10 protein-coding genes are annotated in these 14,504 nt (G+C 68.9%); 5 read left to right on the top strand and 5 right to left on the bottom strand.

The window, feature by feature from the left end; translation table 11 throughout:
* The first annotated feature begins 52 nt into the window (after positions 1 to 52).
* Complete coding sequence (locus tag ACH4ZA_RS29225; RefSeq protein WP_398432372.1) at positions 53 to 6,583, top strand: RHS repeat-associated core domain-containing protein; 6,531 nt, start codon at positions 53 to 55, stop codon at positions 6,581 to 6,583.
* 176 nt (positions 6,584 to 6,759) lie between these two features.
* Positions 6,760 to 7,359, top strand: a complete 600-nt coding sequence (locus tag ACH4ZA_RS29220) for a hypothetical protein (protein WP_398432371.1) — start codon at positions 6,760 to 6,762, stop codon at positions 7,357 to 7,359.
* 265 nt (positions 7,360 to 7,624) lie between these two features.
* Here the strand turns inward: ACH4ZA_RS29220 and ACH4ZA_RS29215 are convergent, their stop codons facing one another.
* Positions 7,625 to 8,170 (bottom strand): RBBP9/YdeN family alpha/beta hydrolase, encoded by a 546-nt coding sequence (locus tag ACH4ZA_RS29215; RefSeq protein ID WP_398432370.1) that lies wholly within the window; start codon positions 8,168 to 8,170, stop codon positions 7,625 to 7,627.
* A 122-nt stretch (positions 8,171 to 8,292) separates the two neighbouring features.
* Between ACH4ZA_RS29215 and ACH4ZA_RS29210 the strand changes: the two genes are divergently transcribed.
* On the top strand, positions 8,293 to 8,748 hold the full coding sequence (locus ACH4ZA_RS29210) for an Lrp/AsnC family transcriptional regulator (protein ID WP_398432369.1): 456 nt from the start codon (positions 8,293 to 8,295) through the stop codon (positions 8,746 to 8,748).
* A 131-nt stretch (positions 8,749 to 8,879) separates the two neighbouring features.
* Here the strand turns inward: ACH4ZA_RS29210 and ACH4ZA_RS29205 are convergent, their stop codons facing one another.
* Positions 8,880 to 9,260: a winged helix-turn-helix transcriptional regulator gene (locus ACH4ZA_RS29205; RefSeq protein ID WP_398432368.1), complete on the bottom strand. Its 381-nt coding sequence runs from the start codon at positions 9,258 to 9,260 to the stop codon at positions 8,880 to 8,882.
* Positions 9,261 to 9,334: 74 nt separating this feature from the next.
* On the opposite strand from ACH4ZA_RS29205, the gene ACH4ZA_RS29200 reads away from it, so the two are divergent.
* Entirely contained in the window at positions 9,335 to 10,021 is a 687-nt protein-coding gene (locus tag ACH4ZA_RS29200; protein ID WP_398432367.1) for an NADPH-dependent F420 reductase, read from the top strand.
* On the opposite strand, the gene ACH4ZA_RS29195 is transcribed toward ACH4ZA_RS29200, so the two are convergent.
* The 3 genes from ACH4ZA_RS29195 to ACH4ZA_RS29185 all read right to left on the bottom strand — a co-directional run bounded on the left by ACH4ZA_RS29195 (position 10,018) and on the right by ACH4ZA_RS29185 (position 11,621).
* Positions 10,018 to 10,614, bottom strand: a complete 597-nt coding sequence (locus ACH4ZA_RS29195; RefSeq protein WP_398432366.1) for a DinB family protein — start codon at positions 10,612 to 10,614, stop codon at positions 10,018 to 10,020. The two genes, ACH4ZA_RS29200 and ACH4ZA_RS29195, sit on opposite strands and share 4 nt — an antisense overlap.
* 150 nt (positions 10,615 to 10,764) lie before the next feature.
* The gene (locus tag ACH4ZA_RS29190) at positions 10,765 to 11,313 is read right to left on the bottom strand and encodes a DUF4262 domain-containing protein (RefSeq protein ID WP_398432365.1); all 549 of its coding nucleotides are present in this window, start codon (positions 11,311 to 11,313) and stop codon (positions 10,765 to 10,767) included.
* A gap of 107 nt (positions 11,314 to 11,420) precedes the next feature.
* On the bottom strand, positions 11,421 to 11,621 hold the full coding sequence (locus tag ACH4ZA_RS29185; RefSeq protein WP_398432364.1) for a hypothetical protein: 201 nt from the start codon (positions 11,619 to 11,621) through the stop codon (positions 11,421 to 11,423).
* A gap of 464 nt (positions 11,622 to 12,085) precedes the next feature.
* Between ACH4ZA_RS29185 and ACH4ZA_RS29180 the strand changes: the two genes are divergently transcribed.
* A complete protein-coding gene (locus ACH4ZA_RS29180) occupies positions 12,086 to 14,350 on the top strand; it encodes a fibronectin type III domain-containing protein (RefSeq protein WP_398432363.1) in 2,265 nt (754 codons plus the stop codon).
* The last annotated feature ends 154 nt before the right edge of the window (positions 14,351 to 14,504 follow it).

Raw genomic sequence — 14,504 nt, 5'->3', positions numbered from 1 at the left:
CGTCCGTTGCGTCTTGAAGATCGACTTCACTGCCGCGCGAAGGAGCAAGTCCGTGCCAAGGACGACAGGTTCACGAGGCCGGACGGGCGGACGCTCGAGAACCGACGGCCGCCTGACACGGGGACTGACCGCCCTGGCGGCGGTGGTCTCCATGATCGTGGGCGTCACCGGCGCGAGCGAACCGGCCCGAAGTCACCGGCAACCCGGCTTCACCCAGGTGAAGCCGGTCCCGGTGACCGCCGTACGCTCCCACTACGGCCCGGTCCGGCACCTGGCCAACTCGCCCTCGCCCAAGGTGATGTGGCCCAGCGGCACCGCCTCCTTCGCCACCGCCGCGACGCACGGTGCGGCCCCGAAGGCACAGGGCGGCACTGCCGCACCGAAGCCGGCGGCGTCCGGCGCCCGGCTCCGAGCGGGCAGCCTCCCGGTCTGGCTGGCCCCCTCCTCCGGCCTCGCCCTCGACCACTCCGCGGTGCGCGTCCTGCCGCAGCGGACCGGGCAGTCGGCCGGAGTCGACGGAGTACTGCTCAAGCTGTCCGGGCTGCCGACAGGCAGCCACGGCAAGGTCCGAGTCGGCCTGGACTACCGGGACTTCACCGCCGCGTTCGGCGCCGACTGGGGCTCGCGGCTACGGCTCGTGAGGCTTCCCGACTGCGCCCTGACCACGCCGCGCCTCGCCTCCTGCCGCACCCGGACCCCCGTCGCCTCTGCCAACAGCACCACGACGCACACTCTTTCGGCCCCGCTCACCCTCACGCACGACAGCATGGTCCTGGCGGCCACCGCCGCGCCGAGCGGGGGCGGCGGGGACTTCACCGCCACCTCGCTCAAGCCATCCGGCTCCTGGCAGGCCGGCGGCAGCACCGACGCGTTCACCTGGTCCTACCCGGTGAACGGGCCCAGCGTTCCCGGCGGCCTGACGCCCAATCTCTCACTGGGCTACGACTCGCAGAGCGTGGACGGCCTCACCTCGTCCACCAACAACCAGGCTTCGGTTGTCGGTGACGGCTTCTCGCTGCCGAGCAACTACATCGAGCGTTCCTACGGCTCCTGCCACGACAACCCCAGCGGCACCACCAGGACCTGGGACAACTGCTGGTCGGCCGACAACCAGCTCACCCTCGCGCTCAACGGCAGCACCACCACCCTGATCAAGGACGACACCACAGGCGCCTACCGGGCCCAGGGCGACTCCGACGAGCGCGTCGAGCGGCTGACCGGCGCCACCAACGGAGCACAGAGCGGCGAGTACTTCCGGGTGACCACGTCGAACGGCACCCAGTACACGTTCGGTCTGAACCGGCTGCCCGGGTGGGCGTCGGGGAACACCACCACCGACTCGGTGCTGACCGAGCCCGTCTACGCCACCGCCTCGGGTCAGCCCTGCTACAACGCCACCTGGGCCAACTCCTGGTGCCAGCAGGGCTACCGCTGGATGCTCGACTACGTCAAGGACACCCACGGCGACGTGATGTCCTACTTCTACACGCCGACCACCGCCTACTACGCGCGCAACCTCGGCAAGACCGCCGACACCCCCTACGTGCGTGACGCGGTGCTCGCGAGGATCCAGTACGGCCAGCGCGACAGCTCGGTGTACTCCACCAGCCCCGCCGCCCAGGTCACCTTCACCTACAACGGCCGCTGCAACACCTCGGCGACCGGGTGCGCGACCTCCACGCTGACCAGTTCCAGCGCCTCCCACTGGCCGGACGTGCCGTTCGACCTGAACTGCGCCAGCGGCGCCACGTGCTCGTCCAACTCCCCGACGTTCTGGACCGAGAACGAGCTGGCGGGCATTCAGACCCAGGCGCTGGTAGGCACCACCGAGACGAACGTCGACTCCTGGGCGTTCACCTACTCCTTCCCCGCCACCGGAGACGCGACCACACCCTCGCTGTGGCTGAGCTCGGTGACCCGCGCCGGCCAGGACACCTCCGGCGGCGGTTCCACGTCGGCGCTCACCATGCCTTCGGTGACTTTCTCCGGCACGCCGCTGTCGAACCGGGTGGACCTCACCGACGGCTACCCGCCGATCACCCGCTACCGGCTCAACACCGTCACCACCGAGTCCGGTGGCATCATCAGCGTCGGATACTCGGCCCCCGCCTGCGCCGGCGGCACCCCGAGCGACGCCGGCCAGAACACCTCCCTGTGCTACCCCGGCTACTGGACCCCCACCGGGCAGACCAGCCCGATGCTGGACTGGTTCAACAAGTACATCGTCACCACGGTCACCCAGCAGGACCAGACCGGCGGCGGCGTCAACGACACCATCGTCACCCGCTACATCCCGGTGGGCACCCCCGCCTGGCACCACGCAGACAACCCGTTGACCCCCACCGCCCAGCGCACCTGGGACCAGTGGCGCGGCTACGGCGGCATGAAGGTCACCACGGGCACCGCGCCCGACCCGGCCACCGAGACCGACTACACCTACTTCCGCGGCATGGACGGAGACACCCTGTCCGGCGGCGGCAACCGCTCGGCGAGCGTCACCGACTCCCGCGGCGACCCGCCGGTGACCGACTCGGCCCAGTACGCCGGCCTGACCTACGAGGCGATCCTCTACAACGGGCTGAACAGCGGAAAGGTCGTCAGCGACACGATCACCGCCCCCTGGAGCAGCGGCGCGACCGCCATCCACGCGCTGTCCGGCGGGCTGCCCGCGCAGAAGGCGTTCCTGACCGGCCAGAGCGCGGTCGAGGTCTACACGCCGCTGGCGTCCGGAACCACCCGGGAGACCGAGACCGACTACACCCACGACTCCCACGGCCGGGTCACCAAGGCCGACGACAAGGGCGACGTCTCCACCGCGAGCGACGACCTGTGCACCACGGCGAGTTACGCGGACAACACCTCCGCATGGATCTTCAACCTGGTGGACGAGACGAGGACGGTGTCCGTCAACTGCTCGGCCACCCCGTCGCTCCCGGCCGACGCGGTCAGCGACAAGCGGGTCTTCTACGACGGCTCCGGCACCCTGGGCGCCGCACCCACCGCAGGCGACCCCACCTCGACCCAGCAGGCCACCTCCTACACCGGGTCCACCCCGGTCTACTCGACCATGTCGTCGCTCACGACGGACGTCTACGGCCGCACGCTGACGAGCACCGACGCCGACCAGCAGACCACCAAGACCGCCTACACCCCCACCACCGGCGCCGCACCCACCGCCATCGTCTCCACCGACCCGATGCAACAGACGCTCAGCCAGACCTACGACCCGCTGCGCGGGTTGATGCTGACGCAGACCACTGCAGCCGGCTACGTCACCAAGGCGCAGTACGACGCGCTGGGGCGGACCACCGCCGTGTTCCGGCCCGGGATCACCGCCGCAACGGCCAAATACACCTACACGCTCGCCCCCGACAAGCCGAGCTCCGTCATCACCCAGACCCTGAACGACGACGGCACCTACCGCAGCAGCGAGCTGCTGATGGACGCGTTGCTCCGGCCCCGCGAGACGCAGATCGCCACCGCCGACGGCGGCCGGGACGTCACCGACACCGTCTACGACACCAACGGCTGGGTGGCCAAGACCACCGCCCCCTACTACACGACCGGCGTCCCCAGCTCCACGCTGGTGCAGGCTCAGGACGGTGACATCCCCTCAGAAAGCGGCTTCACCTACGACGGCGCCGGACGAAAGACCGCGGCCACCGCCTACGCGCTGGGCACCGCCACCTGGAACACCACCACGGTCTTCGGCGGTGACTTCACCACCACCGTGCCCCCCAGGGGCGGCGTGGCCGAGACCACGATCACCGACGCCCGCGGACACCAGACCGACCTGTACCAGTACCACACGGGTGCCCCGGCCGACCCGGTTCACGACTCCGCCTCGGACTACTCCGACACGCATTACACCTACTACCCCGACGGACACCAGGCCAGCCAGACCGACCCGGCCGGCAACACCTGGACCTGGACCTACAACCTTCTGGGCGACCAGGTCGCGGCGACCGACCCCGACGCCGGCGGCTCCTCCGCGACCTACGACAACGCAGGCCAGCTGCTGACCACGACCGACGCCCGTGGTGACCAGGCGAGCTACAGCTACGACAAGGACGGTCGCAGGACCGCGGCCTACGACACCACCGGCAACGCCACCCCGTCCGCCGCCGACCAGGTCGCCGCCTGGACGTACGACACGCTGAAGAAGGGGTACCCCACCTCTTCGACCTCGTACCGGCTGGGCACCAGCAGCCCCTCGGTCACCAACGCGGTGCTCGCCTACACCAACCTGGGCGAAGTCGCGGCCTCGAAGACCACACTGGCCAACCTGCCGAGCAACCTGGCACCGCTGGCGCCGTCCGGCGGCTACACGGAGTCGTACACGTACAAGACGACCGGAACCCTGGCCACCAGCCAGTCCCCGGCGGGCGGCGGCCTGCCCGCCGAGACGGTCGGCTACGGCTACGACCAGTACGGCCGGCCCACCAGCGTCGCCAGCACCGGCACCACCGCCTGGACGTACGTCTCGGCCATCGGCTACGACGAGTACGGCGACCCGCTCCAGTACTCCATGGGTCCGACCACCAACTGGGTCGACCTGACCCTGAAGTACGACCCGCAGACCGGCCAGCCCACCGACGCCAGGACCACCGACTCCACCAGTGGCACGGTCGTCGAGGACACCGGCTACACCTGGGGCGACGCGGCCGTCTCCAAGGGTGCCGGACTGCTCACCTCGACCACCGACAGCCAGAACGGCGGCTCGGCCGTCGACACCCAGTGCTTCGGCTACGACTGGGCCGCCCGCCTGACCGCGGCCTGGACCGCCACCGACAACTGCGCCGCCACGCCCGACACCGGCAGCAGCGCCACCGTCGGCGGCACCAACCCCTACTGGCAGACCTGGACCTACGCCGCCGACGGCCAGCGCCAGACGCAGACCGACCACGACACCAACGGCAACAGCGGCAACGACACCACCACGACATACCACTACCCGACCGCGGGCTCCGCGACCGACCAGCCGCACACCCTCGGCAGCACCACCGCCACCGGCCCGGCCGCGGCCGCGAACACGGCGTCCTACCACTACGACGCCTCCGGCAACACCACCTCGATCCAGGGCGGCGCACTGGGCGACCAGACCCTGACCTGGAACCACCAGAACCGGTTGGACACCGACACCACGTCGGCCGGCTCCACCGGCTACCTCTACGGTCTCGACGGGGGCCTGGTGCTGCGCACCGACCCCGCCCAGGCCACGCTCTACCTGGGCGACGAGGAACTGGTGGAGAACACCTCCACCAAGGCGGTGACCGGCACCCGCTACTACTCGGTCAACGGCACCACTGTGGCGGCCCGTTCCAGCAGCGGAAACATCCAGTACCTGATCCCCAACCGGCAGGGCACCGACTATCTGTCCGTCGACTACCAGACCCAGGCGGTCACCCGGCGTCAGTACCTGCCCTTCGGCGGCGCCCGCGGCGCGGCCCCGGCCGACTGGCTCGGCGACAAGGGCTATGTCGGCGGCACCACCGACACCGCGACCAGCCTGGTCAACCTGGGGATGCGCGAGTACGACACGCAGACCGGCCGCTTCGTCAGCCGTGACCCGCAGCTGGAGGCCACCGACCCCTCGCAGCTGACGGGCTACGACTACGCCGCCAACAACCCGGTGACCGGCAGCGACCCGACCGGACAGAGCTGGTTCAGCTCCCTGTCCAACGCGGTCTCCAGCCTGGCGGACACCGCCCAGCAGGTCATCGACCGGACCAACGCCCCCATGGCCGCACTCGGTGTCGGGCAGCTGCTGCTCGGCGCGGCCGCGGACGGCCTGGGCGGCGCGCTCATGGCGACCGGCATCGGTGCGCTCGGACCGGGCGAGGCACTGATCCTCGCGGGCTCCGCACTCGCCGTCACCGGCACCGCAACGGTCGCGTCATCGGTCGCCGCGCCGAACATCGCGTATGCCGTGCAGAACGGTGACGGCGGTGGGGGCGGCGACGGCGGGGGCGGGTCGGACGGCTCGTCCTCGGAGGATTCGGGCCGGGACGCGGATGCGCAGAAGCTGGCCGATGAGCATGGCGAGAAGGAAGGGCGCGAGGCGCCTCTCACCCTGGACAACGCGTACCGCTCGCTGGACGGAGCCCCGGAGGGCACACGGGCTCGGGCCATGCCCAAGGAGAACGAACTGAAGGCTGACCCGGGCGACCGGGTGGAGAACCCGGACATCGAGTACCTCGACCAGCAGGGCAACATCGTGGGCTACGGCGAGATCAAGACGATCATGAAGAACAGCTTCAAGAGCTTCAACGGCCAACTCAGAGAGGCCGTCAAGCAACTGCGCTGGCGCCAGGACTGGGCAGGGGGCACGGATGTCAACGAGGTCTTCATACAGGTCCCGGACCTGGTTGACGCGTCGGAGGTGAAGGGGTGGGTCCGCCAGTATCGAAATCTGCGGATCAAGAACAACGGCGGCCTCGACAAGGTCCGCGGATTCCGTCTGCGGGTCTACAACGAAAGCGGTGACAGTCTCGGCAACTTCGATCTGGGCAACGACGCCGACGAAGGCCATTACGACGAACGTACCCATACCTACTATTCGTCGAACGGGTACTCGTACTGAATCGTCTGCCGTTCTCTGACCGCAGGCTGTGAGCCAGGACAGCGGCGGATGCGTACCGTGAAGGCGCGTCCGCCCCTGCCCTTGTCCGAAAGGCACGTTTCTTGTCCTCGACGCTCTACCGAGTACGCGAGTCCTTTGCCGACGCACGGAGCGCGCTGGCGCGGGCGCGCGCGATCATGCGTGATCTTGCCGACTGGCAGAGCATCCCCTGGCCTCAGCTGGAGCCGGTCACCACAGCGGAGCAGTACGCACACGCCCTCCGCTCCTTCGACACCGCCCGCGTCGTCGGGGACCGGGAACCGGGCGTCGTACCGTTCCTGGACGAGCTGGGGCGCCGCGGTGTCGTCACGTTCGACGCGGAGCAGCAATATTCCCGGCTGTTCACGGCGGACCTGCGACTGGGCCCCGACCTGGCCGATCTCTGGCCCCTGCCGGAGAGCGTGACCCTCACTCTGAACCGGACCCCGCCCTTCGGCGGGCCCGAGAGCGAGCCCGAGGACGACTGCACCGAGGAGGAACTGGACGCGATGGTGGCCGTGCTCGGCCCGCTGATGATGACAGCCTCCTGGCACTGCGGCTGGCGCGGGCTGTCCGATTTCAAAGGCTGCGGTGTGAAACTCTCCCTGAACAGCGTCTGGCTGGACCAGGCCGCCGAGCCGTCTCCCGGTGAGTTCGGCGTCTGGATCGCCCTCGGCCCCCGCGTCGCCTGGAATTCCGAGGGCGAAGCCTGGCGCCGCGACTCGGGACTGCTGTTGGGCGAAGCCCAGCAAGGATGACCCGGAGCAGGGCCGGATGCGCACCGTGAGGACGCGTCCGCCCCTGCCCCTGTCACAGAGCCGCTCTCCTGGTTCCCGACGCTTCACCGCGAGCGCGAACCGTTTCCCGACGCATCGAGCGCGCCGTCTCGGGCGCGCGATCAGGGGAGACGGACTACGCCGGCACGGGCGGACAGCGGGGCATTGCGATGCGACATGCACGGGCTTTCTGGGCAGGGTGAGGGCCGGCGTCGACGCGGAGGGCCTTCGTGTCGGATCAGTCATCTCAGCGGTCGACGAGCCTGCGAAGGAGTTCCAGGCCCGTTGGCCAGTCACCGAGGTCGCTGTCGGAATTGATGTGGCCGTGGCTTCCCATGAGGTGGCTCTGCGCCTGCCACTCGTGCGCGAAGGCGGCGGACCTCGCGGGGTCGCAGTAGGGGTCGTCGTCACTGGCCACCATCAGGCTCGGGCACGGCAAAGGGCGAGCGGACAGGCCCAGGAACGTCGACGCGGCCTCACGTGGGAACGCCGGTCCCCGGGGATCGGGAGGCGCGACCAGGAACGCCGTCACCGTGTCGGGTCGCGCCTGCTCCAGCCAGTGCGCAGTTGCCCAGCAGCCAAGGCTGTGGGCCACCAACGCCACGTGGTCGTCACGCCGGGAAGCGGTGTTGTAGGCAGTCTGGATCGCGGCAACCCAGTCCGGCAGGTCCGGCCTGCTCCACGACGCCGGTGCGATCCGGACCGCTGAGGGATCCCATCGCTTCTCCCACAGGCTCTGCCAGTGCCGCTCATCCGAACCGTCGATCCCAGGGATGACGACGTACGCGACCATCGCCTACCGTCCTTCCAGTCGTGGTCCCCACCCATCGCGGGGGCACCCTGGGTGATTCTCGATGGATCAGCGGCAACCCTGTGGCTCAGCAAATGATCTCAAAGAAAGTGGGGGTGACAACGATGGAATCACTCGACGAGATCGACCGTGCCATCCTGGAACTGCTCCAGATCGACGGCCGGCTCACCGGAGCCGAGGTCGGACGCCGAGTCGGGCTGTCCCAGCCGGCAGCCAGCGCCCGCATCCAGCGCCTGGAGAAGAACAAGATCATCACCAGCTACCGCGCTGTCGTCGCCCCCAGGGCAGTCGGATTGAACATCCATGCCGTCGTCCGGCTACGCACCACCCACGCGCAGCTGACCCCAGCACTCGCCCTTGCCGCCCAGACCCCCGAAGTCGTCTCGACACTCCGTGTCACCGGCGAGGACTGCCTGCTGCTCGACGTGCACTGCTCTCACGCCGAACGCCTCGAACAGGTCGTGGACTCCCTCGCCCGTTACGGACCCGTCACCACCTCGCTCGTCCTGCGCAGCTACCCGCCCAAGCCGTTGCCGGTGACACCGTCGACAACGTCCTGACCCGCAACCTCTAAGAACTCCCGACGAAATGATCTGTTCCGGGAGATCCGCGACGACGTCCACGAGACCTTCCTCACCCCGGGCTGTTGACTCATCTGCAGGCGACGTCTGCGCTCACGCTGTTGACCGGTCTAGCGAGTAGGAGGAGGGGACTGCGGGGCGGGAGTGCATGCTGCTTCCTGGGCGGCCATCACCTCATCGCCGTGCTCGAAGGCCCATGCGCCGACGGCGTCGATGGGGGCCAGCAAGGTCCTTCCCAGAGCGGTGAGTCGGTACTCGACCCGCGATGGTGCGTCGGGGTGTGCCTGCCGGTCGACCAGTCCGTTGAACTGCAGTCGCCGCAGAGTCTCGGTAAGGACCTTGGAGCTGATGCCCCCGATCTGCTCCCGTAGTTCGACCGGGCGCCTGGGGCCGTCGCGCAGAGCCCAGAGCACCACGGCGTTCCAGGTGTTGGAGAGCAGGTCGAAGGCGAGGCGGGCGCGGCAGTCGGCGAGGAAGGCGTCGGTCGTCACGTACCAAATGGTGCCCGAACCGCCTTCTAGCGTCGATGTGAACGGTCGAAGCAGGCACGGAGAGGGAACGCGTGATGAGGATCGGCGTACTGGGAACGGGCAACATGGCCGACGCGCTCGCCACCCACTGGGTGAGGGCCGGGCACGAGGTGATCATCGGGGGACGCGACGCACACAAGGCGGAGCGGCTCGCTACGCGCATCGGAGGCAGCGCGAAGCCTGCCAGTCTGCGCGCGGCGGCCGAGTCCGGCCAGGAGGTGGTGTTGGCCGCGTTGCCCTTCGGGGCGGGAGCAGACGTGGCACGGGACCTGCACGCGGCCCTGGAGGGCAAAGTGCTGCTCGACTGCTCCAACCCGGTCGGGCCGGGCTTCCGGCTGCTGACAGAAGGAGGCCCCTCAGCCGCGCGGCAACTGGCCGCGGCGGCGCCGGGAGCCCACGTGGTCAAGGCTTTCAACCTCTGCCACGAGGACGTGTGGCGTATGCGGCCGCCCGTCTTCGACGGGCGGCCACTGGCCGTGCCCGTCTGCGGGGACGATGAGACGGCCCTGGTGCGGGTACGCGAGTTGGTGCAGGACGTGGGCTGCGAACCCGTGGCTGGCGGCGGTCTCGAGCGGGCGGGACTCCTGGAAGCGACCGCCGCGCTGTTCATTGCCCTGTGGGTCGGCGAGGGAGCGGATGCGCAAGCAATCGCACCTCCGCTGGCATACGCAGCGGGACCGGACCCCCAGGAAACGGAAGGCGGCACGGGGACTTCCCGTTAGGGGTTCCAAGCCTTGATCGGTGCGGTCGCCCTGGCAGCCTGCTCGATCTTCGCCCAGTGGGCTGCACGAGCTTCGTCGTCGATCTGCTGCTCGTGTTCGGCGCGCAGCCCGGTTCGGCCGTCGAGGCCCTCGCGCAGGATGTCGGCATGCCCGGCGTGGCGGACGGACTCACTGAGGACGTGGACCATGACGGCGAACAGGTTCGTGTTGGGATGAGGCTCCGCCCACCACGGCACGTGGCCGGGGGCGTCGAGGGGAAGCTCGTTGATCGTCGCGTCCGCGTGTTCCCACGTCCGCCGGTAGAACCCGACGATCTGATCGCGGGTCTCGTGCTCGGTCGCCCACATATCGCTCCCGTCGGAGTGGTCCTGCCACCGGGGCAGCGGTTCCGGGGAAGGGCGGTCGAAGACCTCGCCGAAGTACCTGGCCTCGACGTTGGCCACGTGCTTGACCAGGCCGAGGAGATTGGTCCCGGTCGCTGTCAAAGGTCGGCGGGCGTCGTATTCGGACAAGCCGTCGAGTTTCCAGAGCAACGCCCTGCGGTCCCGCCGCAGTCTCCCGTGGAGGTTGTCTTTCGCGAATTCATCGATCATGCGGCGTGACCCTCCGTGGGCTGCTCGTGGTCTCAAGATCCCGTACGTGGTCCGCAACGACCCTCACGACCGTCAGAGCCGGGGCATGGCCGTAACCGCCTCTTGGACGGAGTACTCGGCGGGGCGAGGCCCCCGTGGCGGCTTCGCGCTTCACAGTTCGGCCGTCCAGATCCCGGCTGGGTGCTCCCGCGGTGGCAGCCACAGTTGGGGCTGTGACTCACGATGCCCCTCCTCGGCCTGCTCTTCCCAGTGGAAGCGGCCATCCACATCGGGCCACGCAACTTGCAGCACAGGGAAAGGAGGCCGTCGGTAGAACCCGATGGCCCGTCCGAAGAACGTCCGGTACCAGCGGAGATCGACCCTTCTGAGCCGAACTTGATGACCCTCGACGACATCCGGATGGCTCTGGCCGTCCGCCAGTTCCCCGTCCACGGCGGACTTCGCCCCGAGCCTGTTGAGCATGCGATGCATGGTGTGAACATCAAGTCCGAACATGGCCAGTTCAGGTCCGCCGTGGGTGTGCGCGAGGCCGATCGTGTAGGCGAATCCAGGACCGATCTCATCTTCGGGAACCAACATGACGTGCCATCCGTGCTGCTTCACATTCTCGATCATCCTCAGATCCGCACGGTCCGCTTCGTCCCGGTCACCGTAGTCATGGCAAAGGACGCAGCGGCACCGGAACGGGTCATCAGTCATGCCCGGAGGCTACGAGGTGAGCGTTTGTGCCTGGCGGCCGGGGTGCGTGACCACCTCGTTCAGTCGAAGGACATCGTCGCGCTCCACATCCATGTCCGGGCAGCCCCCTACTGGTAGCAGCCGCCGACGCACAGCACTGTGACCGTGCCGCTGTGGCGGACCGCTGCGGAGGGGACCTGGTAAGTGGTGGTCGTGGGGGTCTTGCTGGTCTCCCAAGGCATCGGGGCGGCCACGGCCTGGGGGGCGAGGGCGGTACAGGCCGCGGTGCACATGAACACGGCGGCTACAGCGCGGTTGCGCAGACGCATCTGGACTCCTCGAACGATGGCGGGCCATTGAGGTTCGACGGCCGACACACTCCCCGGGCAGGCCGCCGCGTGTGGCTGAGTCTCGCTGCGCGTGCGGCCCGCAAACCAGGTTCGTCGAAGGAACCGGGCGATTCTTTGCAGGATCGGCACGAATGACGGACGACGCTCCGGACACGGGCCGGCAATGAGAATCGGCGGCTTTCAGGCGGCCCCGTGGAACGGGGCTGGGAAGCTCGGCCCAGCAGGCCGTCATGCCCCAGGACCGCGGGCGGCGGTGACCTTCTGGCGGCTTGAGCTGCCTGAGCGTATATGACACGCCGTCTGCCGCCTGGCCCGCGGCAACCGAGAAGTGGTTGACATGATTCCGCACGATCCCCCTTTCGCGAGCGATCTTGCGAATGGCACGATCGAGACGGCGTACGCGCCTTCTCCCTATTTCCGATCGAAAGTGTGACCGTCAGCAGATGCGCACATCCCTGAACGTGGCGCGCCGTACCGCCGGTGCAGCCGTGCTCTCTCTGGCGACCGCCCTGACCGGACTCGCCTTCCCCGCGACCGCGCAGGCGGCCGTGACCTGCTCGGCCGGAGTGTGGAAGGCCCAGTACTACGCCAACACCACACTCACCGGCACCCCGAAGGCCACCGTCTGCGATGCCTCCATCGCCGAGAACTACGGCCTCGGCGACCCCGCAGGCGTCACCCTGCCGCGGGACAACTTCGGCGTCCGCTGGAGCACCACCCGCAACTTCGGCTCCGGCGGCCCCTTCGACCTCACCGTCGCCGTCCAGGACGGCGCCCGCGTCTACCTCGACGGCTCCCGCAAGATCGATCTGTGGCGCAACGTCAACGCCACCCAGAAGAAGACCCTCCGCGTCACCATCCCGCGCGGTGCACACACCCTGCGCGTGGACTTCGCCGCCTTCACCGGCACTGCCAACGTCGCCTTCGCATACAAGCCCGTCATCGGCGCCGCCTACGACAAGACCGCCCCCCTGGCCCCGGTCGGCCTGAAGGCCACCTACTCGGCATCCACTCTGAAGACGACCCTGGCCTGGTCCCGCAACTACGAGCTGGATCTGGCCGGTTACCGCCTCTACCGCCGCACAGGGAGCACCGGCGTCTGGAGCCCTCTCGACAGCACCCCGATCACCGGCAGCACCTTCACCGACACACCCCCGGCCACCGGCGCCACCCACGAGTACGCCCTGCGTGCCGTGGACCGTTCCGGCAACCTCTCCCCGCTGTCCTCCCTGACGCGCATCGTCAGCGCCGACAGAACAGCCCCAGCCGCCCCCACCGGACTCACGGCCACGCACGACGGGTTCGGCGCTCGGCTCTCCTGGTCTGCGGTGAGCGGGGCGAGCTCCTATGAGGTGCAGCGGTCCCTCACACTCGAGGGGCCGTTCTCCTCCGTCTCCACGCCCACTCAGAGCAACTCCTTGACCGACCCCAACGCCGCCGTGGGCACGACCTATTACTACCGCGTGCGAGCCGCAGACAGCGCAGGCAACAACTCCCCGTACTCTGCGCCCATCCAGCTCGACGCGACCGAGCTCAAGCCTCTGCCGCCGACACAGGTCTCCGCCAACGGCTGGGTCGACCGCAACACCGTCGGCTGGCGGTACTCCGGTGACGAGTCCCACCGGTTCCACGTCTACGCCGCCGAGTCGGCTGCCGGCCCGTGGACCCGGCTGACCGGAACGCCGGTCAGCGGACCCGCCTACGACGACTTCACGGCGCCTGTCGGTCAGGTGCGTTACTACCAGATCCGGACGGTCACGACGCACGGCACGGAGTCGAACCCGTCGATGACGGCCTCGGCCACCCGCAGCGGAGACGTCACACCGCCGCACATGCCGTACGGCCTCAGTTCGTGGAACGGTACCGACGGCGTGCACATCGTCTGGACCGCCAACACCGACGACACGGATCACTATCTCGTCATGCGCAAGCCGATGTTCGGCGCGTGGGAGCAGATCGCCGTGGTGCGGGACGTCAAGTACCTGGACGCCGAAGGCCCGGCCGACGTGCAGTTCGGCTACACCGTCCGCGCCGTCGACGCCGCCGGCAATGTCTCGCCCATGCCCCAGCCCGGTTATGGCACCGTCTACGGCAAGCGCCTGCCGGTCCACGAGAAGCCGGTCGCGCCCGCCTCGGTCACCGCGACGGCCGAGAGCGGCAACGTCACGGTGGCGTGGACCGCGAGCACGTCAACCGATGTGGCCGGCTACTACGTCTACCGCACGACCGCTTCGGACCCCGCGTCGGCCTACTCGGTCTCCTCGCTCATCACCGGCACGACGTTCACGAACGAGAACGTGCCCGCCGGCAGGACGTGGCACTACGTGGTGCGCGCCGTCAGCACGCACAGCATGTGGTCCGACTTCTCACCCATGGCCGAGGTCACCGTGCCCTGCCCGGTCATGACCGCACCGGCCACTCCCCGGATCACCGGGGGCGGCAGGGGCGCGGACTTCGTCCAGCTCAGCTGGGAGGTCGGCGCGTGCGACCAGGATGCCACCGTCTCGTACAACGTCTACCGGTCCACGTCCGGCTCCGACGTCTTCACCGCTGAGCACCGCATCGCCTCGGGCGTGACGGCAGTGGCGTACACGGACCCCGGTCTGACTCCGGCGTACTACTACTACGTCGTCACCGCCGTGGCCGCCGACGGCACCGAATCGGCCCCGCAGGCCGCGCCGTTCGAGATCTCGACGCAAGCGCCCTGACATCCGGCTCCATCCCTCGGGCCCCCGCCGTCCGGAAGCCGTCACGCCTCCGGAGCGGGGGCCTCCCTCCCGGGGGAACTGCGTCGTTGACGACGCGCAGGACGAGTACGACTGCATGTTCGCTCCTCTGCTCGAGCGGCTCCTTCCCGGTGTC

The organism is Streptomyces sp. NPDC020597, from assembly GCF_044335095.1.
Taxonomy (GTDB): domain Bacteria; phylum Actinomycetota; class Actinomycetes; order Streptomycetales; family Streptomycetaceae; genus Streptomyces.
The sequence above is the reverse complement of the archived record's forward strand: the minus strand, read 5'-3'. Positions and strand labels throughout refer to the sequence as shown.

Excerpts from the sequence above, each read along its gene's own strand:
- ACH4ZA_RS29180 (WP_398432363.1), top strand. The coding sequence starts at position 12,086 with ATGCGCACATCCCTGAACGTGGCGCGCCGTACCGCCGGTGCAGCCGTG.
- ACH4ZA_RS29200 (WP_398432367.1), top strand. The coding sequence starts at position 9,335 with ATGAGGATCGGCGTACTGGGAACGGGCAACATGGCCGACGCGCTCGCC.
- ACH4ZA_RS29190 (WP_398432365.1), bottom strand. The coding sequence starts at position 11,313 with ATGACTGATGACCCGTTCCGGTGCCGCTGCGTCCTTTGCCATGACTAC.
- ACH4ZA_RS29210 (WP_398432369.1), top strand. The coding sequence starts at position 8,293 with ATGGAATCACTCGACGAGATCGACCGTGCCATCCTGGAACTGCTCCAG.
- ACH4ZA_RS29195 (WP_398432366.1), bottom strand. The coding sequence starts at position 10,614 with ATGATCGATGAATTCGCGAAAGACAACCTCCACGGGAGACTGCGGCGG.
- ACH4ZA_RS29220 (WP_398432371.1), top strand. The coding sequence starts at position 6,760 with ATGCGTGATCTTGCCGACTGGCAGAGCATCCCCTGGCCTCAGCTGGAG.
- ACH4ZA_RS29185 (WP_398432364.1), bottom strand. The coding sequence starts at position 11,621 with ATGCGTCTGCGCAACCGCGCTGTAGCCGCCGTGTTCATGTGCACCGCG.
- ACH4ZA_RS29215 (WP_398432370.1), bottom strand. The coding sequence starts at position 8,170 with ATGGTCGCGTACGTCGTCATCCCTGGGATCGACGGTTCGGATGAGCGG.